Here is a 21,792-nt window from a genome sequence, read left to right as displayed (position 1 = left end):
CTTGGCTATCTATCACCAGCAGAATTTACCCAGCGATACTATGCAAATCTAGCTGCTGCTTAACTACATGGACTCCATTATCACAGTACATATCAGTTGCGACTGTGAGAGAAAGATCGGATTGGAGTGTGGTTGAAAGATATGTTAAGAATCAAGGCAGACCAAAAGGACAACTGTGCCAACTTGAGATTTGCTAATACCCCGTGGTCTTGCCACGGGGTTGTTTATTACCTTAATTGATCTTATAGATTTCATTTCTGCGCGCCTTATTGCAGCATCCTAATAACCTTGCGGTCCATGCGATAACGGCTCTGCCACTCCATTCGAAAGTATAAAAACTCGATCCGCTGCGTTAATAACCGCTGGCTGATGCGAAACAGCAATAATGGTCAGGCTCTTAGCCAATTTCTGTAACGTCTCGCAGATAGTACGCTCGCTTTCTGGGTCTAATGCACTGGTAGGTTCATCGAGAATCAGGAAAGACGGGCTATGCGCCAACGCTCGAGCAATCGCGACACGTTGCCGCTGCCCTCCGGAAAGTAGGCCGCCACGTTCACCGACAACCGTTTGCAACCCTTCCGGCAATGCGTTAACAAAATCCCAAGCTCCAGCCTGACGGAGCGCCTGCTCTGCGTCACCAACTGTCAATGTGGGTTCTCCAACCAGAATGTTATTCATGACAGTATCGTGCAATAAGATCGTATCTTGTGAGACATAGCCAATCATGTGACGCCATTGGCGCAGATTAATATCATGCAAAGACGTATTGTCAATTAGAACTTCACCAGATTGTGGTTCGGTCAATCCACATAACAAATCCAGCAAAGTGCTTTTACCGGCACCGGATGGTCCCATAACCGCCGTAAATGAGTTGACTGGTATTTCAATATTCAAATCTTCGAAGATGGCTTTCTGTCCATAATGAAATTTCACATGCTGCAAGGCAATGCCTTTTTGCAATGTAGGTTGTATTGTCCCGGTCGATCTTTCTGCCTCTGCACGTGCAGTTTCGGCTGCTTTGCGTAATGCCCAGTAAGCACTTTCTTGCGCGGCAAGTTGCTGATGTCTGCGTTGTGTCTTATTCAATAATCCCAAAATGCGGGTCAGCAAAAACACCATCAACATCACTTCCGGTAGCGATAATTCCCACATCACCAGCGCAATGTACAAACCGCTAGCAGTCAGTGCGGCAAGAATAGGTTCCTGCAATGCGGTCAGAGCTGCTCGGTTCATGACTTCCTTGCGCGTCGCTTTTTCCAGATGTTGCGTCTGCTCATGTAAAATGGCGTCGGCCACATTATCACGCGCCATGGCTTTCAGCGATTTCACCGAGCTGAGCACATCAGACAAATAAGTAAGCAGGTTACGTAACAAATGGGTTTGTTTCGTGCCCGCACGACGGGTTGCGCTGACTAAGCGATTCAATGCAATCAATAAAAACAAACCGATGACTAATGAAGCCAGCGTTGCTTCCCATGAGATGAATAACGCTACAATTGCATATACCATCACTTGAATGGCCAGTGCCAGCACGTTCACACTGTGCTCAAAGCCATTGGCGGCACGGTAGGCTTCGGTTGCAATCGAATTTGCTAGAGATCCGACAGGTTGCCGTAAATAATAGGACCATCGACTGGCTAGTAAAGCCTCAATCAAATCCAGCCGTAACGCTGTCGCGACATGCGCAACAGTGTAGCCCACTTGGCGATTCGCCAGCAACAACACCAATCCCTTGAAAAACATACCGCCGACGATAATGATCAAAATTGTATCCAACGTAGGATCAATACCGATATCTTGCAATGCTGTTTCCATGAATTTACCGACACCGGAATCGCCCGATCCGCCCGAATCGCCAACAGCTATTGATAACAAGGGCAGCAATGCGGTTAGACTCAACCCTTCAGCGATACCCGCAATCAATAGTGCGAACAGAACAAATGCACTGCGCCGGGGAAAAACCATAATATACGTGAATAAAGTACGCATAAGCCGGTTATGAAAAAGGATCAGAAAATAATGATTCGTTTACATAGATATCAAACATTCGGTACATCGCATAAAACTCCATCAATCAGTTGCTGGATGCGCTGCGCGCGATTGGCCAAACTTGTATCATGGGTGACGATGATCAGGCTGGCATTGATTTTATGATTCAACTCCAACATCAACTCAAATACATGCTCAGCTGTTTTTCGGTCAAGATTTCCTGTAGGTTCATCAGCCAGAATACAGGCGGGCTGCGTAACCAAGGCACGCGCAACAGCGGCACGTTGGCGCTCACCGCCGGATAATTCACCAGGCGTATGTGTCAAGCGATGACTCAATCCGACCAGTTGTAACATTTCAGCTGCGCGATCATAGGCTTCCTGACCCGGCAAGCGACGAATCAGCAGCGGCATGGCTACATTCTCCAATGCACTGAACTCCATCAGCAAATGATGAAATTGATAGATAAAACCAAGCGAGCCGTTGCGTAACCGGCAGCGTTCCTCTTCGTTGATCCGGGCGATATCTTGTCCGAGAATCCGAATGCTCCCACTGGTCGGCGCATCCAACCCGCCGAGCACATGCAGCAAAGTGCTTTTACCGGAACCTGACGCACCGACAATCGCCAGCATTTCTCCTTTGACCAGATCCAGATTAACCCCCTTTAATACCGGAACGGCTAATTCTCCTTGCGAAAACTGCTTGACCAGATTGCGGCAGGAAAGAACTACATCATTCATAGCGCAATGCCTCCGCCGGGTTCACTTTGGATGCACGATAGCTGGGGTAAATCGTTGCCAGCAAACTGAGAACAAATGAAGTTACGGCGACGGTTGTGATATCCGTCATCTGCGGATCAGTTGGAATCGTACTGATGTAATAAATTTCCCGCGACAGGAATTGGACATTAAACAAACCTTCAATAAATGCGACCACTTCGCCCACATTATAAGCTAACAGCATACCCCCGGCCACGCCCAGGATAGTACCAAAGACCCCAATAAATGTTCCTTGGACGATAAATATTTTCATAATGCTGCGCGGACTTGCGCCGAGTGTGCGTAAAATCGCAATATCAGACTCTTTATCAGTCACCGCCATCACTAATGTTGAAACAATATTGAACGCTGCGACCGCAATGATTAATGCCAGAATTAACGACAACATGCGCTTTTCAATTTGGATCGCACGGAAATAATTGGCATGCTGCCTGGTCCAATCGCTGATATAGCTGTCAATCGTCAACATCGCAGGTAACTCTTGTACCACTTGGGGTGCTTGAAACAAATCCTTTAATTTCAAACGCACGCCGGATACATCGTCGTTCTCCATGCGATATAGTTTTTGTGCATCGAACATGTGAATCAAAACCAATCCGGAATCATATTCAAAATGCCCTACCTCAAAGATTCCAACCACAGTAAATTGTTTCAAGCGCGGCAGAATACCCGCTGGCGTGACTTGCCCTTGTGGTGAGATCAGCACAATTTTATCGCCGATAAAGGTGCCCATCGTACGCGCTAATTCCATGCCGATCACGATGCCGAATTCCCCCGGTACCAGATGACTCAAATCACCACTTACCATTGTTTTGGAGAAATCAGCCACATGATCCTCCATTGCTGGTAATATGCCGCGCACTAGAACACCCTGCACTACTTGATTATGTGACAGCATGCCTTGCGCACTGACATAGGGTGCAGCGGCTTCCACTGCTGGATGCTTGGCTGCTTCTTCTGCCGTTTGCTGCCAATGACTCAAATTACCGTGAAAACTACCAATCTGGACATGCGAAGCAACACCCAAAATTCGTGAACGCACTTCTTTCTGGAAACCGTTCATTACCGACATTACGGTAATCAACGCCGTCATCCCCAGCGTGATACCCATCAGGGAAATTAAAGAAATAAATGAAATGAAATGATTGCGTTTTTTGGCGCGCGTATAGCGCAAACCAATGAAAAGTTCATAGGGAGACACGAATGATAGTACCCGTTATAAGTTTGACCACGAAGTTTGCCACATTTACACGCAGCTTAACAAAATAATCAAGGGTTGTGACTAGGATTTACACTACAAGAATTCGTCAAAAGCTGCCACGAGCTTCGTTGACCATCTCAGTGAGCTTTGCAATATCCAGTATATGCAAATCATGGCCTTGACGCAGTATCAATTTACTTCTGATCAACATGTTCAGTTCGCGTGACACTGCTTCCCGGTGCGTACTAACCAGATTAGCGATTTCTGTTTGGGTCGGTGCCGGAGAAATAACTGCAACATTTGCGGAGACCATGTAATTCCTTGCCAAACGCAACAATTCTACTTGTATACGGTTACGCACCGCCAGAGTACTATAATCATAGACACGCTCGGTCAGGCGGCGCACTTGCCCCGTTAGGCGTTTTAGAATGGTTTCTGCGATCTGGCGATTGCCATAAACCATATCCTGAAAATCCGATGCAGGCATTGATGCTAACAATACACTGCCCCTCGCAATTGCGGTAGCCGAGCGGGGATGACCATCAATTGCTGTCAATTCACCAAACATTTCACCCGTTGGCAAATCGCACAAGATAACTTCCTGCCCCGATAAGCTGTGATACATGACACGGATTTCACCCTGTAAAATAAAAAAAGCACTGTTGGTATGATCGTGATAGCGCACAATCTCATTTCCCGCTTCATATCGATGCCACTGACAAGCAGCAGCAACCATTTCGATATCTTGCGGCGAAAGACATTGAAATTCCTTGATCACAGACAGCATGGCGGTTGTACGGTCAGCTGGAATGTTTCGTGTAGTCATCCTTATCGTCTTGCAAATAGCTTTATTTCACCAGACTCGATCATTCTCTATGGCTTAACTTACCCTTGAAATGAGTAATGATATATCAATTATAGATCGATACGCCGTTTTGCAAGGAAATAGGATGCCGCATTATAGCGATTTTGCACTAATGCTTACTTCCGGCTGATTCTATCGCTGAGATACTCTACTTTCACTCTATCGACACCATGCAGGCCAATCTTCTTAGCGGCACCTTGCGACAGATCAATGATCCTACCTTGCTTAAAAGGTCCCCGATCATTAACCAGCACATCAACATAACGGCCGTTTTTTAGATTAGTAACTCTGACTCTAGATGGCAAGGGAAGTGTTTTATGAGCAGCGGTTAGACCGTGCGGAACGAAGCGTACCCCCATCGCCGTACGGTTGCCGGATTCTGAGCCATACCAGGATGCGTGACCAACTTCCCGGTATCCAACCGATGACCGCATTGGATAATAAGTAACGCCACGTACCTTATAAGGTTTGTTGTATGGTGCAGCAAGATTGGGTGCACGTTGACTAGAAATATCTGAAGAGCGCGGCAGATTGCCGGAAAACATCGAAGCACAACCGCTGATCAGGCCAGCGATCAATACCATCACACTCACTTGCCTGCAATTCACTGAATGTTGCATAGTACTTTAAACCAGATTTAATTTTATATAGGTACAGATTATAACTATATCAATCTGCAAAGATCTGTTGTTGTATTGCTGTCTGTTTATCTGTGTTAATTAACCGACAATACTTGAATCCGCAGTAATCAGCAACATATTATTGCTTGTGTTTGCAGCACTAGATGATCGCTAAAAGCGTTATGACTACATTCGACAAAAAGGATTTATAAATTATGACGATCAACAATCACATCAAGATCAATGACGCCACAGTACGCGAAAATCCATATGGAATGCAGCGCGAACCTACTTTTTCTGGCATCTCAACTTTTATGCGGCGCAAATATAGCAAGGATATTGGTGATGCTGATCTGGTCGTCAGCGGGATTCCATTCGATTTGGCCGTCACCTATCGTTCTGGCGCCCGTTTCGGGCCACAGGCAATCCGACTTGCATCGGCGGAAGTTGCTTCGACGAAACCTTATCCATGGGGCTTTGATCCATTTGAGAATCTGGTAGTCATTGATTTTGGAGATTGTTTTCTCGACGTACACAATCCATTATCGATCCATCAAACAATCATCGAGCATGCTCGCCATATTCTGGCATCAGGTGCGTGCATGCTAACTTTTGGCGGCGATCACTATATTACTTACCCGTTGTTGAAAGCGCATGCGGAAAAGTTTGGAAAACCACTTGCACTAATCCATTTTGATGCGCATAGCGATACTTGGCCAGACGATTCACTCGACTCTCTGAATCACGGCTCAATGTTCTATAAGGCAATGAATGATGGGTTGATTGATCCCAAACATTCCGTGCAAATTGGTATTCGTACCTGGAACGATGATTTTATGGGCATACACATTCTCGATGCTACTTGGGTACATCGACATGGCACTGATGCTGTAGTTACGGAAGTTGAACGCATTGTCGGCGACCGCCCAGCCTATTTCACCTTTGATATCGATTGTCTCGATCCTGCTTTTGCTCCCGGAACCGGCACGCCGGTTTGCGGCGGTCTATCCACTGCTCAGGCATTGAGCATTATTCGTGGTTTTAGCGGGCTTAATCTGATCGGCATGGATATTGTTGAAGTAGCACCCGCATACGACCATAGTCAGATCACGGCGCTTGCTGCTGCTCATATTGCAAGCGACCTTATTTGCTTGCTGGCAAAACGCAAAGCGGAGAAATGAAGGCGCTGCAGGAAGAAATCCCTAACCAATGGTCATCTACATTGAATTTAATTCGGGAAGAATTTCAAGTTTTTTCTAAAAAATATAGCGCAAATTGATGCCACCGCCCCAATCAGGGCTGCGATCGGAAAAACCTCGGATCCCGTAGGCATTCAGTCTGAAGTTATTGGAAACTCGCTGCGAAAGATATAGCGTTAGATCCCTGCTGTCTTCCAAGCGCACGGGAGATTGCCCCATGGTGTAATTTGCTCCCATGGTGACACTGGGAGATAATTGATACCCAGCACCGGTTGCACCATAGAGCACGTTATGAAAAGTAATCCCGGATGGGTTGCCCAATATTCTGTAACCAAACGTTGCGCTCAATGTGAGCTTGGACATTGTTTTAAACAAATCGCCTTGAATAGCATAATCGACTTGACCACTTCCCATATTCTGCTTGGCGTTGGCAGTCGGTATTTTTATCCGGGTGGTAATATCAAAAGCAATACCAGTCGGTGCATGATCAATCAAATTGTAACTGAATGCGGCAACGACATCGCCCAATCCCGATTGTGTTGTTCTGTTAAACGATGAGCCACCCAGCGGAATACCCCCGATAAGTCCGGAAGCGATAGTTTTGCTTAACCTGACACTATTTATCGCATCATCTGAATCGTCATCTTCATCGCCACCACCTCCGCCCCCTCCACTATTGTCGTCATCCCCACCACCACTGCTACCACTGCCACTGTTGCCGTCATCGCCACCACCGCCGCTCCCACTATTGTCGTCGCCCCCACTACCACCGCTACCACTTCCGCTATTGTCGTCACCTCCATCTCCGCCGCCGCTTCCGCTATTGCCGCCACCATTACCTCCACCGTTACCGTTGTCATCACCACCTCCAGAACCTGAATTGCTTTCTTCGCGACCTGGATTCTCACCTGAGCAATTCTGTGTGTCCTCATCACAAATAACAATGACACCACCACCGCCTGAGCTGCTACCGCCAGAAATTCCCCCGATAATGGGGCCTCCACCATCCACGACACCACCAATCCCCGGACCGAGCACATTACCCGGACCGGTGATATTAAGATAAGGAACAATCACCCTGAAAGATGCTCGATCCTTGTCGTAGCGGGCCGTGAAAGGAACATACCAGATATCAGTTGCAGTGCTCCCTCCGTATTTACCTGTGGTAAAGTCAGTTGCCGCACTGAAGCTTAATCTATTGGCAAAAACGACGGGGCAATTGATGCCAAGCACTAATAACAATAATGCTAAGCTTTTTTGTTTGAAAGAAAAGGATAGGTGCATGAAAGCCTTATTACGTATAAACATAATCAGCGTAATCATCCGATGCGATTGCGCGAATTAATAAACTACGGCCCATGTCTCAGTTAATTAATGCTGATCCCCGGTGTGGGTACATTTTCTTTTATAGTCAGAATGACGACTTATTCTACTTTTTTCTTTACAGGGGAAATATTTAAAATATCACGTCCATATTTAATTTATCGCTTTCTGAAAACTTAATAAGTTAATCGCGAATTCTATCTGGAATATCGATATCTCGTATGCTTTCTCTATGATCGCCAACCCGATCTGGAATATCAATATCCCGTATGCTCTCTCTGTGATCACCAATCCGATCACGCATACCAGAATCAAATTCGTCTGGCCTCTCATGTCTGTCAATAATTAAATGCTTGTCATAACGTTCTGCATGATCACGCGCCCTATCTGGGGTGTCAGTATCACGCACACTATCTTTATGATCACTTGGCCTATCCCGCACATCTGAGCCCGATTCTCTTGGATTTTCGAGCATTATAGATTTGCGATCCGATGCATCGGTATCGCGCATATCGGATGATTTTTCTATAGAATCCCGCCTTGTAGATCCAGAATGATCAATTTCTCTTTCGTCTTCAACACGGGACGAACGATCCATACGCGAATCCCTGCCGGAAGACTGATTATTGCCTGAGTCAAGGTCGCGTCCTTTTTTTAAATCGCTCGAATTCTGACTGCCGTCCTCATGCCCACTGCCGCGACCTTGACTATCGGAAGGCTTAACTTCCGATTCGTTGCCCGTATTGTTTCTACCTTTGCCGCTGTTATCAATAAAAGCCCTATCGTTTCCTTCCTGTATCTGAAGCGGCAGTATGTTTCTTACTTCAATACGTTCTAAAATAATCCGTTGATCCGCACCAAGCCTACCGCTAATGAGTACACGCTGATCCAACTTGAGGTCGCTTCTCGTTGTTCCCGCTAACTGGGTATCGGAATCAATGATAATTTTCCGGTTACTTACGTTTAGTTCCTCGCCACTCAGGGCATGGATATACCCTTCAATCACAAGATGTTCTACATTTCCAACACTCCGGAGCATCGGCTCGACCTGGATTTTCTGGGCGTGCAAATGGATGCCATCCCATTGCCCCGTAACCTCGATTTCCATGCCTTGAGAAATATCTGTTAGCGATGATTTAGCATCATGCTGAACGCGCGTGCCATTAACAACAAAACCTTGTGTGTCAATTTGAGTGATATGGCCATTTATTTTGGCTTGCGCATGCGGCGGCGTGGTTTCGATTCGCGACGCTATAATCGCACCATTGGATTGTCTGTGACCACTAACTTGCACCCAATCGCCCACTTTCATGTTTGAAATATAGTCATGATCCGCAGATTTGCCAATATGCACAGTTTGATCTAATACGCGCATTTCCCCGGTTTCTGAATTAATATTGCTAATCGGCCCAATCGCCGCATGCACTACCGCAATGTTCCGAGCTGTCAGTTCCTGACCAGCGCCTAGCGCACGCGCGGCAACAACTTGCCCTACTGCAAGATCACGTGCTGTAGAAGCTCGCCCATCAATAGAAATGGGAGTATTGCTGTCATAATGAACTTCAATGCCATTGACACAAATACTTGCAAATCCGGTGATAACACCAATAATTCCCGTTCCTCCAAGCCCCCCATCGTCAGCAACATGCCCAGTTCCTCCAATACCGCCTTCTTCCTGAACACCGGTACCGCCCACTCCTGATTCGGCTACTGGCGCACCAGTCCCGCCAATGCCGCCTCCCGAAACACCGGTACCACCCATTCCTCCATCGCGCACACCTGTCCCACCCACACCCGATTCGGCTAATGACGTACCAGTACCACCGATTCCAGATTGAGGTTGCAGTAAAGGATTGGTCAGCGAAGCACTGACATCGCAATTGTTTTTAGCGAGCGCACTGACGGAATAGAAAAACATCAAAGCGATAACGCCCAGCGTATATGCGCCGTAACGATATAGAGCAGTCAATGAAGTTTTTGTCATTTTGCTTTACAAGCAACCTAACTGGTTAGCTATGTGTACCATTGTTATCTGTTTTTGTTGATTCTTCCGAATCAGCCGGCTCACTATAAAAATAAGTGCCGAATGTCATGCGATAACGCGATTCGCTTTTTGGTGCATCATTTTTTTCAAGTTCCATCGCGTCTTTGTTAATGGCAAGCAGTGATTCCATTCCAAGATAGGTGGATTTTTCGGCCAACTTCTGCACCGAATCAACAGTTAATTCATCATAAGAAACGCTTCGTTCAAAGAAAGGCTGTTTTTCCCCTAATAAATTATTGGTTGCAGCAGCGGCATGATCATGCAAGTTATGACCGAAGTAATACACTTTTTCCTCAAAGCCGTATGCCGGAACAAATGCCGACGTATTGAGGCACACTCGCCTCTGATCGTCAAAATGCGCCACTCCGAGTCTCAACCATTCATCAAGCACAACTCGCGAACGGATATCACAGCTTACATTGGCAACAAGTTTCTCAAAAGAAATTTCACCGCCTTCTTTAATAAATCTAGGTAATGGCTTAGGTTGATTATTTTCATCTAGATAACGTGCGTCACTGGTCCAAAGACTCACCAATCGAGCACCCATTGAAACTGCTTGAGGAATTGTCTCCGCATCGGAATGATTTTCATGTCGCAACCGCTTGATATCTTTACGATGAACACCCGTTAGCAAACTTAAATGGCTATCCGTCGAAGATTTTCCCTCAATCTTAAAATCTTTATCTGCGATTTCTACGAACAATTCTTTCAGTAATTCCAACAAAAAAGGATAAGTAATCCCTTTTGACAGCATTAACCTGATTATTGGACGAAGCACGCGCCGGAGCGCAACAACGAGCGCTGGCGAAAGCGTTGAGTTAGGTGTTTGAATATTGTGCATAAAGCTTATCCACGAATAAATGAGCCACAAAGCTGATGAATACAAGCTATTTTAACATATCGTGGGAAATAATCACACAATATATTGACATGGGAAAATATCCCACGTATAGTCGATTTTGTGTGAGGAAAAATATCACACGCACATCAGGATACATTACTGATGCTGCATCAATTCAAATCAAGGAGAAGTATCATGAAAAAACTCTCAATCATCACAATTCTGATGTTCAGCTTGGGATTTGCATCTACATCTTTCTCTGCAGGAAAAGCTGTAGATGACTACCTTGGATACTCGAACAATCCGACGGACCAGTTTCGCCGTAACCACGATACGAAAGATTCTGGCAGAACTGTGCATTCAGAAAACAAAAAGGATACCACTTCCATCGCCGCGCGTGGCGGGCAAAATACCGATGATCGCGAAGCCAGACGAATCGGAAAACTACTATGGAAAAATGACCATATTCACGGAGGTCATGGCAACACGAAATAATATAAGTTAGCAAAACTCAGTGTCGCCTATCACAGGCGAAACTGAGTGAGAAAAGTAACAAGAAACCATTCTTTTTAATTGCTCCGAGGAGAACATTCAATGTTTAATAAAAAATTTTTAAAGCAAGCAGTCAACTTGGGAATCTGTTCCTCAGCACTGCTCATGTTATCAGCAGGCAGCGTCTCTGCAGGTGATAACGAAGTCAAATTTGAGCTAACAGATAATCCCGGACGATGGTTTGATACTGGCACGCCTGTCGCAGGGAATCGCTCAATTGCCATAGCTTCCCCAGGCGTGCGCGTGAAATTCTCGGGCAATTCAAATACAGTGCATACCCGAACCAGCCTAATTTATCCGACAGGTGCCGCTAATATGCCTTTCAATACGGAACCGAGAAAAGGCGGAGATGATGTGACGCTAACAACACCCGGTTTGTATGTTTTTACCTGTAGCGTTCATCCCTATATGTTTGGCGCAGTGATTGTCGATGACCCTAAAACTACCGGGTTGGATTTAGGCTCTTCAATCAGCCTGATTAACGGCATTACCGTTCCAACCAGCAGCGATCTGGCAACAAGACTCTTACGAACTTTCTTTATTGCCACCAACCCTGCCAACTGGCAAGACTACGCCAGCAATAAACCGTGGCATATTACTTATCCAGACGTTGATGTCAACATAGATATCGGTGTCGTCAATCTGCCAGCAGTACTCAATGCACGTTATGGCAATGATATTTCGCTAAACGCACTAGAAAACCCTAAAACCCCCGCAGTCGGTGAAATATGGGTTGCCACGCAATTTGAAAATACCCAGGGCAAAGAGAAACCAGGCACAATATCAGCAATAGATGGATCTTCCTGGCAAGTGACACGCAAAGTAGCATTACCTTCCATTGAAATGAACAACCCACACAATATGTGGACCGACAAAGACCAAACCGTAATTTATGCCACCCAATGGTTTGACAGTAAACTGGCTGTATTTGATCGACAAACAGGCGCACTCATACGCAATGTATCCGTAGGTGAATCCCCTGCACATGTAATGACTTTGACTGACTCCGATCGCCTTCACGTTACCAATAATGGCGACACGCGCACGGATTCTGTAATGGAATTAACTCCTTTGGCAACCAACGTACTGCGCCGAGTGGATATTGGGCGCGGTAATCCTCACGCACACTGGATGAGTCATGACGGCAAAATCATGGTAACGCCCAATGTTTTTTCAGGGGATTCCACGCAGTACAATTTTCATACCGATACTATTGAGGCCATTCTGCCGGTCGGCAGCCCTTTCGGCCATCCTATAGCAACGGGCATGATGCCCGATGCCAGCAAATATTACGCAGCTAACCTGCTCGATAGCACGATCGCGGTTGTGAACATGGATACCCACAAAGTTATAAAACACATTAATCTGATTCAAAACTATGATCCAGTTGCAGGAACCATTACCGGCCCAATAGGCGCATTACCGATTCAAACCCCGGTTTCTCCTGATGGTAAAAATATGGTAACCGCCAATACGCTCTCAGGCACGATAACTATTGTCAATACGAACACCGATGAATTGGTTGCGATGCTGCCCTGTGACCCTGGTTGCCACGGCGTACAATATGGAGCCAAACAAGGTGGCGGTTACTATGCGTATGTCTCCAGCAAGTTTTCCAACAGAATGCTGATCGTGGATCCTGATCCCAATAATGATGGCGATCCATCGGATGCAAAAATTGTTGGTGCGGTAGGATTATTTGCCGCAGGCACTACACAGAAGGATGACGCAATAAAAGGGAATCCAGGCATGGGCGGGCAAGGCATTCTGCCGATCCCGGTAGTATATAACGGCTGGGTGCAGAATCTACCCGCATCTTGGAGTAGTCAATTGACCCCAGCTCAACGCAATCCGATTGAATAATTGTATTTTTAATATAACCAATTCAATAAATAAATGACATCTATAGATAGTATTTGATATCGCCTTACCCTATTAAATGCTATCTGTCACATTGACTTAATTGATTTCTTAGGAGAACCAAAATGAGCGCAGGACATGATGATTCATCTAGCAACAACAAACATTTTACATTCACCATTGAAAACGGAGTTGTGACAGCCTATTTCGAAGTTGAAAATGGAATAACTCAGCAAGAATCTATCGACAGCAGAGATTCTTTTGTAATTGATGGCACTCAAATCACCCACACCAAACAGTCGTCTAACGGACCAGAAATCACTGTCTATTCTGACCCCGAGGGTGATGGATCCTACAAAGCCATCTCTGATTCCAACGGCACCGATGATGATGGCAATAATGATGATCGCCCTGGCAGTGGTGACCGCAAAGGTTACCAATTCACTATTAACGAAAATAACGAAGTCGTTGAAGTATTCGAAATTAAAAAGGGTGTACCGGAACTTAAACCCATCGATGATGATGGCACTGAAGTCTATTCTGTGACGGATGCGGGTGAGGTAATTCGTGCTGACGAAGAACCTTCCGGCACAGAAATCACGCGCTATTCTGATGCAGATGGTGATGGCATCTATCATCGTATTTCTGAAGAATGGTCTCCTAGCTCACCAGGAGCAGGGTTTAAGATCACAGATCGACTCGATTACTCTCCATCTGACGGCGATGATCGAATTGGAGTACGCGGTGGCGAAGATTGCCATGGCGGGCAAGGCGCGGATGATTTTGTGATCCGCGAGGCTGCACATTTACGAATCGGAGACTTCAACTCCAGCGAAGATAAATTCATTATATTTGATACCGGGTTGGGCCTTATTTCAAGAGAACATCTGGAAAGCTTTGTCACTAATATTCACCGTAGTGATGATGATCAAGATTTCATAGTGGATTTTGGTTCTACCGCATCAGTCACGCTGGTTGGCGTCGCGTCTGATCAAATTAGCTGGGATGATGTCAGTGTATTGAGTTAGACAACTACTAATCCAATACTTCGATAAGCTCATGACGGGCAATTAAGTTTTGTTCTTTGTTCTGATTGAGCTTGTCGAATTGAGAAAATAGTCATCAACCAATTGAGCGTTTTCCTAGCGCTTTAGCCAAAGGAACGATAATCCCTAGAGGCTTATTATTCTGTTCCTAGGGTAGAAAACTCTCTGAATGCCGGTTAATACCGCATATTTTGCGGTAGGGGATTCTGCGTCACCTTTTCCGGCTTCGAATAGATTGGCTTGATCTCTCCGAATAATTCATCTACATGATTTACAAGGACTATCAGAAACCATCAATTCCAGTTATCGAGAATTCCTCGTAAATGCACACAATTTAAATAATAAGGGAGTAAATATGAACTACCCGTTAAAAAGAAACTTGGCTTTAAGACTCATTATTTGCACATGTTTAAGTGTTATGACCACATCACAGGCATATGCCCAGGATGCAGCAACTCAACGCATTAAACAGCTGGAAAGTACTCTGCAACAAATTCAAGATGAATTGAATAGAATTAAAGCTGAGTCGGCCCGGACACAAGAAATGCACAACGAATTGAATCGGGTAAAGGCAGAATCGGCTGAAACCACGCAGAGAATTGAACAGATTGAGGAAGCCAGGGTCGCCAGAGAAAAGGCTCGTGACGAGGGCATGAGCAATAAAAAAATCATGCTGTTTTTCCGTGGCGGTTATGGCAGAAGTGATGAGCATCGTAATGGTGTGTCGATCGAAAGTCGTGTTGCACCGATTGGTGCACAAGAACAAGCAGACCGGCATGCATGGTATACCGGCGCTGGATTTGACTTTCAATTGACCAAAGACACTTGGGGATATATACCGAAAACCGAGATACACGCTGAGCTGATGTTTGAATATCTACAGTATGGACATGGGATTCAGGGCAACGTACTGGCAAATGCACCTACACAGCTGGCAGGCGGTGCACTCAATCCTCGGGGCGTGACAGTCAACCAATTCACCCTGACCGCATCACCTAAAATTAAATTCAATCATTTTGCGGAATATAAAATCAGACCCTGGATTATTCCGGCTGGTTTAGCGATACACGTCATCAGCCCGCCATCCGAGTCTATTACCTATATTGACCCCGGCATTATGTTTGCAGGCGGAGTTGAATATAACATCTGGAGAGATTTCTTTATTGGCGCGGATGCACGCTATCAGTTGACCGCCGGTTCTCTGGATGGCGCGAAATTTGGCGGCATGACTGTCGGCGGTTATCTCGGCATAGGATTCTAATCCCGGTCAGTAATAATTTTACTTTGTGGAGATGAAGTATCCGGCTAGTACCTCTATGAATCAAGAGAAGGAGAGCGAGCGTTATGATCGACTCTAACTGGATATCATGCTGCTGTTTAGCAGCACCAGCTTGCGCTCTTTTGAGAGATTAACAAATATAAACTCTCGGCTTTGCCGAGAGTGATTTAACTCGGAATACATCCCATTGATATATAAATACTCTTTAACAAATAATGAACTGGCAGAATAAATAGTGGCGGAGGGCAAATATCGAATCCATGAACGTTATCAATTCATTTGATATCCATTAAACTCTGTTTCTCGCAAGAAATCATTCCAAACAAAAATGGGATCAACCAATGGATTGGTTGGGATCATGAAAGTCACAAGGTCCACTACGCCGCATCCCGTGCGATTAATGGTATACCAGGCACCCTGAAATACCCCTAGAGTAACAATAGTCAAGCCAGAAGCCGGTGTATCTTTTTGTCCGGTTAAATGGATATTTTTCGGCAATTCTACCCATCCAGTAGCCACATTTGCTATACCAGAGAGAAGCTTCAAGCCTGCTTTGCTAAAATATGAATTTTCAATTATTTCTTTATCTGCCATGACTTGAGACGAAAAAAGAAAAGACAGAGAAACCACTAAAGCAAATTTGGAAATTGATCTCATCAAAACTCTCCTTTTAAATTGTAAGATTTTTTAGCATTATCGATAGTACTCGTTTGATATTGCCACTAAATACATTCAGCAGCTCTTTGGACCAACAGGTGACTTGATGACAATGTTATGCCATTGGGCTTCAGCGCAATTTTTCTGACAGAACGTCATAAAATCAGCAAGCCAACGATTGATCAAATTCATATCCGAAGCAACATCGCCATAAAGCAGCTTCAAAGTATAGGGCAAATCTGAAATGCAAGGCACACAGAAATAACATAAATCTTATCATGTAAATTCTCGATTCCGATTTACAATCAAACCTCATCCTGGCTTGAGTAACTCCAAATATTATGAGTCAGACTACAACAGTAACCAGCTCGAATAATTCTCACGCCTTATTGCTTGCAGACACATAGATTTTTCTTTCCAATAAATTTCTTGGTGTTATAATTAAAGGCTTTTGTTATGCCCACAATGGGTAGAGAGAAAATTTTTACTTATCAACCAACCAAGAGGTTACGCCTATTTATGACGACTATTAAAGTTAAGGAAAATGAGCCATTTGAAGTTGCAATGCGACGCTTTAAACGTTCTATCGAGAAAACAGGAATACTAACAGAATTACGTGCTCGTGAGTTTTATGAAAAACCAACAGCTGAGCGGAAACGTAAACTAGCAGCGGCAGTAAAGCGTAACTATAAGCGTCTGCGTAGTCAATTGCTACCACCAAAACTTTATTAAGTCATCATTGTCAGAGTTGAGAGTGGTTGAGCGCCATTTTCAGCTGTCTTTGAATATAGAATATTAGGGTCACTCATGGTGCCTATTGATTTAAAACAGAAGATTACTGAAGACATGAAGATTGCGATGCGAGCGGGCAATACTAAGCAGCGTGACACCATCCGTTTATTGCAAGCCGCCATCAAACAACGAGAAGTTGATGAGCGCATAACGCTTGACGACGCAGCAGTCATAGCTGTTATCGAAAAAATGCTCAAGCAACGGAAAGATTCAATTGCTCAGTACGAAGCAGCGCAGAGATTTGATCTTGCCAATAACGAAAAGGACGAGATCTCGATCCTAACTATATATATGCCAAAACCTTTTGCCGATTCTGAAATTAATGCCTTAATCTCCGAAGCAATAACAGAAGTCGGCTCAATAAGCATGCAAAATATGGGAAAAGTAATGGCGATACTAAAACCAAAGCTTGCCGGACGAGCAGATATGGCCAAAGTGTCAATATTGATTAAAGAAAAAATGTCGGCCTGATATTATCCACCTAGGGGCTGTATTTTTTGTAACCTCAGTCGCGATAATTTCTTTTATTTGCTTGCGGGATGTATTATTGTTTTGAATAAATGATTCCACAAACTTTCATCCATGACTTGCTAAATCGCGCTGATATTGTTGATACGGTTGATCGCCATGTGTCACTAAAAAAAGCAGGCGCTAACTTCGTTGCATGTTGTCCGTTTCATAATGAAAAAACCCCCTCATTTACTGTCAGTCAATCTAAACAGTTTTACCATTGCTTTGGTTGCGGCGCACACGGCAATGCAATCAGTTTTCTAATGGAATACAGTGGATTGAGCTTTGTTGAAGCGATACGTGATTTAGCAGCTTATGTTGGAATGCAAGTGCCAATTCAGAAAACCGATGCACTTCCCAACTCGATCGTTCCGGCTGATTTAGAGAGTCATTTCGCAAAAAACTATCACATTAGCAATCCAGCAATATCTCTTCAAGATCTTTTAAATGTAATGCAAGTTGCCACTCGCTTCTATCGGGAGCAATTAAAAAATTCCGAAAAAGCGATTGCTTATCTTAAAAAGCGTGACTTGTCGGGCAAAGCAGCTGCACGATTTGCTATTGGTTACGCACCAACAGGCTGGCAAAACCTGGAAACGGTTTTTTCAGATTATAAATCTGAAAAAACCCGTAATTTATTAGTTCAGGCTGGTTTAGTCATCGTCGGCGATGAAGCTAAGCAATACGATAGATTCAGAAATCGCATTATGTTCCCAATTCTTAATCAAAAGGGTCAGATCATTGGTTTTGGCGGACGGGCATTAGACGACGAAGAACCCAAATATCTGAATTCTCCGGAAACGATTTTATTTGAGAAAGGACGCGAATTATACAATTTATTTTCTGCGCGCCGCGCTATTCGTGAAGCAAATTGTGCGCTCGTTGTAGAAGGATACATGGATGTCATATCGCTTGCGCAGCATGGGATTGATTATGCAGTAGCTTCTTTGGGCACGGCCACAACCAGCTTTCATCTACAAAAGCTATTGCGCCAGACTGATCAAATCATTTTCTGTTTCGACGGCGACAAAGCGGGCAGAAAGGCAGCTTGGCGGGCCCTTGAGAACAGTCTTGCGCTGCTTTCAGACGGTAAGTTTCTGAACTTTCTTTTTCTGCCTGATGGTACAGACCCAGACAGCTTTGTGAAACAGAATGGAAGAGAATCCTTTGGGCAGCAACTTAAACAATCAATACCTTTGTCAGAATTTCTGTTTAAGGAATTATGTTCAAGAATTAACATCCAAACCAGTGAAGGTCGTGCCAAATTGATACATGATGCCAAGCCGCTATTGCAGCAGGTTACTGCACCGGCACTTTCGTTGATATTATTGAGACGCGTGGCAGAGCTCTGCGACATTAGCCAGCCTGAGGTAGAAGAACTATTACAAATAAAACCAACTTACAAGAAACGCACAGTAAAAAAGGCGCCACGAAAACAACCAGTTACATCTTATCGCTGGTTAATTATGATGCTGTTGCACAACTCAAGTTATATCAATAAGATAGACAGGAAATTGCTTTCAGGGCAAAAGGAAGACTCAAAAGAAATCGCCGCACTAGAAGCATTGATTGAACTTTTTGATAAAAATCCGCACTTGATTAATAGTGAAGCACCAACTTCAACAATAACTGCTTACTTACAAGACAGTTCGCATAGAGCTTTTTTTGAAACTATCGAAAGTGAAACTTTAGAGTGGAGTGACACAATTGATTTAGAAGCAAATTTTTTAGGTGCGCTAGAAAAGCTACAGCAAGTACAGCGCAAGAAACGCATCACAGAATTATATAGCAAGTCTTTGAATGCGCTTACTGATGATGAGAAACGGGAACTACAACAACTAGCGATGCGATGAAGCCAGTTTAGTAAGTGCCAGCAGTAATGAATTTTGCTATAATTCCACACTTTCAGCTATAAATTATCCATGTTATTGGGAATTCAGTATGCCAAAAACAAGAGCAGGCGAGTCTAAAGATACCAAAAATGAAGTAATCAATAAATCATCCATAAAAAAAACCGAAAATATCGATAAAGAAATGGCAGAAAAAAAAGTAAAAATGACTGTAAAAAAAGCAACAGATAAAACAACCCTAACAAAAATATCTGATAAAGCTGCATCAAGTGCGGTTGAAACTTATCAAGCTGCAGTGGATGAAAATGCTATCGATCTGAGTGAAACCAAGAAAACCAGAGGTAGAACTCCAAAAAAGAACAAAACAAGCATGGGTAAGGATCAGATCGATAAAATCAATACTGCCTCGATTATCCAAAGTGGCAATTCACAGCCTCAGGATCTTGAAGCGCGTCGCATGCGCTTGAAAATTCTTATCGGATTAGGGAAGGAGCGTGGATATCTTACCTACGCGGAAATCAATGATCACTTGCCTGATGATATGCTGGATGCAGAGCAAATTGAAGGCATCATTAGCATGATTAACGATATGGGTATATCTGTTCATGATGAAGCACCAGATGCCGAAGCCTTACTAATGTCAGATGCAGCCACAACTGTAGCTGATGAAGATGTCGCAGAAGAAGCAGAAGCCGCACTTTCAACAGTAGACTCCGAGTTTGGGCGCACGACCGATCCAGTACGTATGTATATGCGCGAAATGGGTTCAGTTGGTTTGCTCACGCGCGAAAGTGAAATTGAAATCGCAAAGCGCATCGAAGGTGGATTGCGTCACATGATTCAAGCAATTTCAGCCTGCCCTCCGATTATTGCAAAAATAGTCGACTTGGCCACTGAAGTTGAAAAAGAGACTATGCGCATTGATGAGGTTGTCGATGGACTATTAGATGCAAATGCGCAAGATATTATCAATGAAGAATTTCCTGAAGAAACTATCGAGCAAGAGCTGGCCTCCAATGATCTCGATGATGATGATGAAGATGATGATAGCGATGGCGCAGCAATTGCCAGCGCTGATTTGTTAAAACTTAAAATGGATGCACTTGAGCGCTTTGCGATTATTCGTCAGATGCACGACGAAATGCAAGTCTTACTTGAGAAAGATGGACCTTATCATCAGGGATATATCGAGTTACAAGATGGAATTTCGGCTGAGTTAATGGCCATTCGCTTCTCTGCAAAAATGGTGGAAAAGCTTTGCGATACTCAACGTGAATTAGTTGGCGATGTGCGTAGTTATGAGCGCAAAATAATGGATCTATGCGTATCCAAAGCGAAAATGCCAAGAAATCACTTTATCAAGACTTTCCCTGGAAATGAAACAAATCTTGATTGGATAGCGCAAGAAATCAATATGGGAAAACCTTATAGTCAGGCACTCGAACATTTCAAACCAGCAATTCTTGAAGAGCAACACAATTTGTTGGCACTTAGAAGCAAGATTGGTATTCCAATAAAAGACTTGAAAGAAATCAATCGCAAGATGTCCACGGGCGAAGCTAAAGCTCGTCGTGCCAAACGAGAAATGACGGAAGCAAATTTACGTCTGGTAATTTCAATCGCCAAGAAATATACCAACCGTGGATTACAATTTCTTGATTTAATCCAGGAAGGAAATATCGGTTTAATGAAGGCAGTGGATAAATTCGAGTATCGCCGTGGCTACAAATTCTCAACTTATGCAACATGGTGGATCCGGCAAGCAATTACTCGCTCAATTGCGGATCAAGCGCGCACTATACGAATACCGGTGCATATGATTGAAACAATCAATAAGATGAATCGTATCTCACGGCAGATACTGCAAGAAACCGGACAAGAGCCAGAACCGGCTGTACTCGCGCAAAAAATGGAAATGCCCGAAGAAAAAATTCGCAAAATTCTCAAGATTTCCAAAGAGCCCATTTCTATGGAAACGCCGATTGGCGACGACGAAGACTCACATCTCGGCGATTTTATCGAAGATGCGGCTACAATGGCACCAGCCGATGCAGCAGTTTATGCCAGCTTGCGCGGCGTGACAAAGGATATATTGGATTCTTTAACGCCACGCGAGGCCAAAGTGTTACGCATGCGCTTTGGTATAGAAATGAACACCGATCATACTCTGGAAGAAGTAGGAAAACAGTTCGACGTTACCCGTGAACGCATTCGCCAAATTGAAGCCAAGGCGTTACGTAAATTACGTCACCCTGCCCGTTCTGAGCGTCTACGTAGTTTCCTAGATACTGGGAACAATTAAAATACAAATAAGGGTCTGTAGCTCAGTTGGTTAGAGCAGGGGACTCATAATCCCTTGGTCGCTGGTTCGAGTCCAGCCAGACC

At 44.4% G+C, this 21,792-nt stretch carries 18 protein-coding genes; 9 read left to right on the top strand and 9 right to left on the bottom strand.

What is annotated here, in order from left to right; genetic code table 11:
- Nucleotides 1-279 precede the first annotated feature (279 nt).
- From K2Q13_RS00090 to K2Q13_RS00070, 5 genes are all read right to left on the bottom strand, one after another.
- Nucleotides 280-1,989: an ABC transporter ATP-binding protein gene (locus tag K2Q13_RS00090; RefSeq protein WP_292918608.1), complete on the bottom strand. Its 1,710-nt coding sequence runs from the start codon at nucleotides 1,987-1,989 to the stop codon at nucleotides 280-282.
- A 50-nt stretch (nucleotides 1,990-2,039) separates the two neighbouring features.
- Nucleotides 2,040-2,729, bottom strand: a complete 690-nt coding sequence (gene lolD, locus K2Q13_RS00085) for a lipoprotein-releasing ABC transporter ATP-binding protein LolD (protein WP_292918607.1) — start codon at nucleotides 2,727-2,729, stop codon at nucleotides 2,040-2,042.
- Complete coding sequence (locus K2Q13_RS00080; RefSeq protein ID WP_292918606.1) at nucleotides 2,722-3,969, bottom strand: lipoprotein-releasing ABC transporter permease subunit; 1,248 nt, start codon at nucleotides 3,967-3,969, stop codon at nucleotides 2,722-2,724. Before K2Q13_RS00080 ends, lolD begins: the two co-directional genes overlap by 8 nt.
- A 106-nt stretch (nucleotides 3,970-4,075) precedes the next feature.
- Nucleotides 4,076-4,795: a Crp/Fnr family transcriptional regulator gene (locus K2Q13_RS00075; protein ID WP_292918605.1), complete on the bottom strand. Its 720-nt coding sequence runs from the start codon at nucleotides 4,793-4,795 to the stop codon at nucleotides 4,076-4,078.
- A gap of 155 nt (nucleotides 4,796-4,950) precedes the next feature.
- Complete coding sequence (locus K2Q13_RS00070; RefSeq protein ID WP_292918610.1) at nucleotides 4,951-5,418, bottom strand: septal ring lytic transglycosylase RlpA family protein; 468 nt, start codon at nucleotides 5,416-5,418, stop codon at nucleotides 4,951-4,953.
- A gap of 251 nt (nucleotides 5,419-5,669) precedes the next feature.
- Between K2Q13_RS00070 and speB the strand changes: the two genes are divergently transcribed.
- Nucleotides 5,670-6,635, top strand: coding sequence for an agmatinase (gene speB, locus K2Q13_RS00065; protein WP_292918604.1), 966 nt, complete (start codon nucleotides 5,670-5,672; stop codon nucleotides 6,633-6,635).
- A 75-nt stretch (nucleotides 6,636-6,710) separates the two neighbouring features.
- Here the strand turns inward: speB and K2Q13_RS00060 are convergent, their stop codons facing one another.
- The 3 genes from K2Q13_RS00060 to K2Q13_RS00050 form a co-directional block, all read right to left on the bottom strand.
- Nucleotides 6,711-7,961, bottom strand: coding sequence for a hypothetical protein (locus K2Q13_RS00060; RefSeq protein ID WP_292918603.1), 1,251 nt, complete (start codon nucleotides 7,959-7,961; stop codon nucleotides 6,711-6,713).
- Between the two features lie 199 nt (nucleotides 7,962-8,160).
- Nucleotides 8,161-9,960: a DUF5666 domain-containing protein gene (locus K2Q13_RS00055; protein ID WP_292918602.1), complete on the bottom strand. Its 1,800-nt coding sequence runs from the start codon at nucleotides 9,958-9,960 to the stop codon at nucleotides 8,161-8,163.
- A 25-nt stretch (nucleotides 9,961-9,985) separates the two neighbouring features.
- On the bottom strand, nucleotides 9,986-10,861 hold the full coding sequence (locus tag K2Q13_RS00050; protein WP_292918601.1) for a DUF6502 family protein: 876 nt from the start codon (nucleotides 10,859-10,861) through the stop codon (nucleotides 9,986-9,988).
- 195 nt (nucleotides 10,862-11,056) lie between these two features.
- Between K2Q13_RS00050 and K2Q13_RS00045 the strand changes: the two genes are divergently transcribed.
- The 4 genes from K2Q13_RS00045 (at nucleotide 11,057) to K2Q13_RS00030 (ending at nucleotide 15,580) form a co-directional block, all read left to right on the top strand.
- Nucleotides 11,057-11,356 (top strand): hypothetical protein, encoded by a 300-nt coding sequence (locus K2Q13_RS00045; protein WP_292918600.1) that lies wholly within the window; start codon nucleotides 11,057-11,059, stop codon nucleotides 11,354-11,356.
- Nucleotides 11,357-11,455: 99 nt separating this feature from the next.
- Nucleotides 11,456-13,276, top strand: a complete 1,821-nt coding sequence (locus K2Q13_RS00040; RefSeq protein WP_292918599.1) for a copper oxidase — start codon at nucleotides 11,456-11,458, stop codon at nucleotides 13,274-13,276.
- Between the two features lie 122 nt (nucleotides 13,277-13,398).
- Nucleotides 13,399-14,301 (top strand): hypothetical protein, encoded by a 903-nt coding sequence (locus K2Q13_RS00035; protein ID WP_292918598.1) that lies wholly within the window; start codon nucleotides 13,399-13,401, stop codon nucleotides 14,299-14,301.
- Between the two features lie 373 nt (nucleotides 14,302-14,674).
- The gene (locus tag K2Q13_RS00030; RefSeq protein WP_292918597.1) at nucleotides 14,675-15,580 is read left to right on the top strand and encodes a porin family protein; all 906 of its coding nucleotides are present in this window, start codon (nucleotides 14,675-14,677) and stop codon (nucleotides 15,578-15,580) included.
- Nucleotides 15,581-15,868: 288 nt separating this feature from the next.
- On the opposite strand, the gene K2Q13_RS00025 is transcribed toward K2Q13_RS00030, so the two are convergent.
- Nucleotides 15,869-16,255, bottom strand: coding sequence for an exosortase system-associated protein, TIGR04073 family (locus tag K2Q13_RS00025; RefSeq protein WP_292918596.1), 387 nt, complete (start codon nucleotides 16,253-16,255; stop codon nucleotides 15,869-15,871).
- A gap of 519 nt (nucleotides 16,256-16,774) precedes the next feature.
- Between K2Q13_RS00025 and rpsU the strand changes: the two genes are divergently transcribed.
- The 4 genes from rpsU (at nucleotide 16,775) to rpoD (ending at nucleotide 21,709) form a co-directional block, all read left to right on the top strand.
- On the top strand, nucleotides 16,775-16,987 hold the full coding sequence (gene rpsU, locus K2Q13_RS00020; RefSeq protein WP_013648785.1) for a 30S ribosomal protein S21: 213 nt from the start codon (nucleotides 16,775-16,777) through the stop codon (nucleotides 16,985-16,987).
- Between the two features lie 84 nt (nucleotides 16,988-17,071).
- A complete protein-coding gene (locus K2Q13_RS00015; RefSeq protein WP_292918609.1) occupies nucleotides 17,072-17,518 on the top strand; it encodes a GatB/YqeY domain-containing protein in 447 nt (148 codons plus the stop codon).
- An 89-nt stretch (nucleotides 17,519-17,607) separates the two neighbouring features.
- The gene (dnaG, locus tag K2Q13_RS00010; protein WP_292918595.1) at nucleotides 17,608-19,410 is read left to right on the top strand and encodes a DNA primase; all 1,803 of its coding nucleotides are present in this window, start codon (nucleotides 17,608-17,610) and stop codon (nucleotides 19,408-19,410) included.
- A gap of 88 nt (nucleotides 19,411-19,498) precedes the next feature.
- Entirely contained in the window at nucleotides 19,499-21,709 is a 2,211-nt protein-coding gene (rpoD, locus tag K2Q13_RS00005; protein WP_292918594.1) for an RNA polymerase sigma factor RpoD, read from the top strand.
- Nucleotides 21,710-21,792 lie beyond the last annotated feature (83 nt).

Origin of the sequence: Nitrosomonas sp., from assembly GCF_019752095.1 — a bacterium.
Lineage (GTDB): Bacteria > Pseudomonadota > Gammaproteobacteria > Burkholderiales > Nitrosomonadaceae > Nitrosomonas.
Note: the sequence above shows the minus strand (reverse complement) of the source record. Positions and strands in the feature narration are given on the sequence as shown.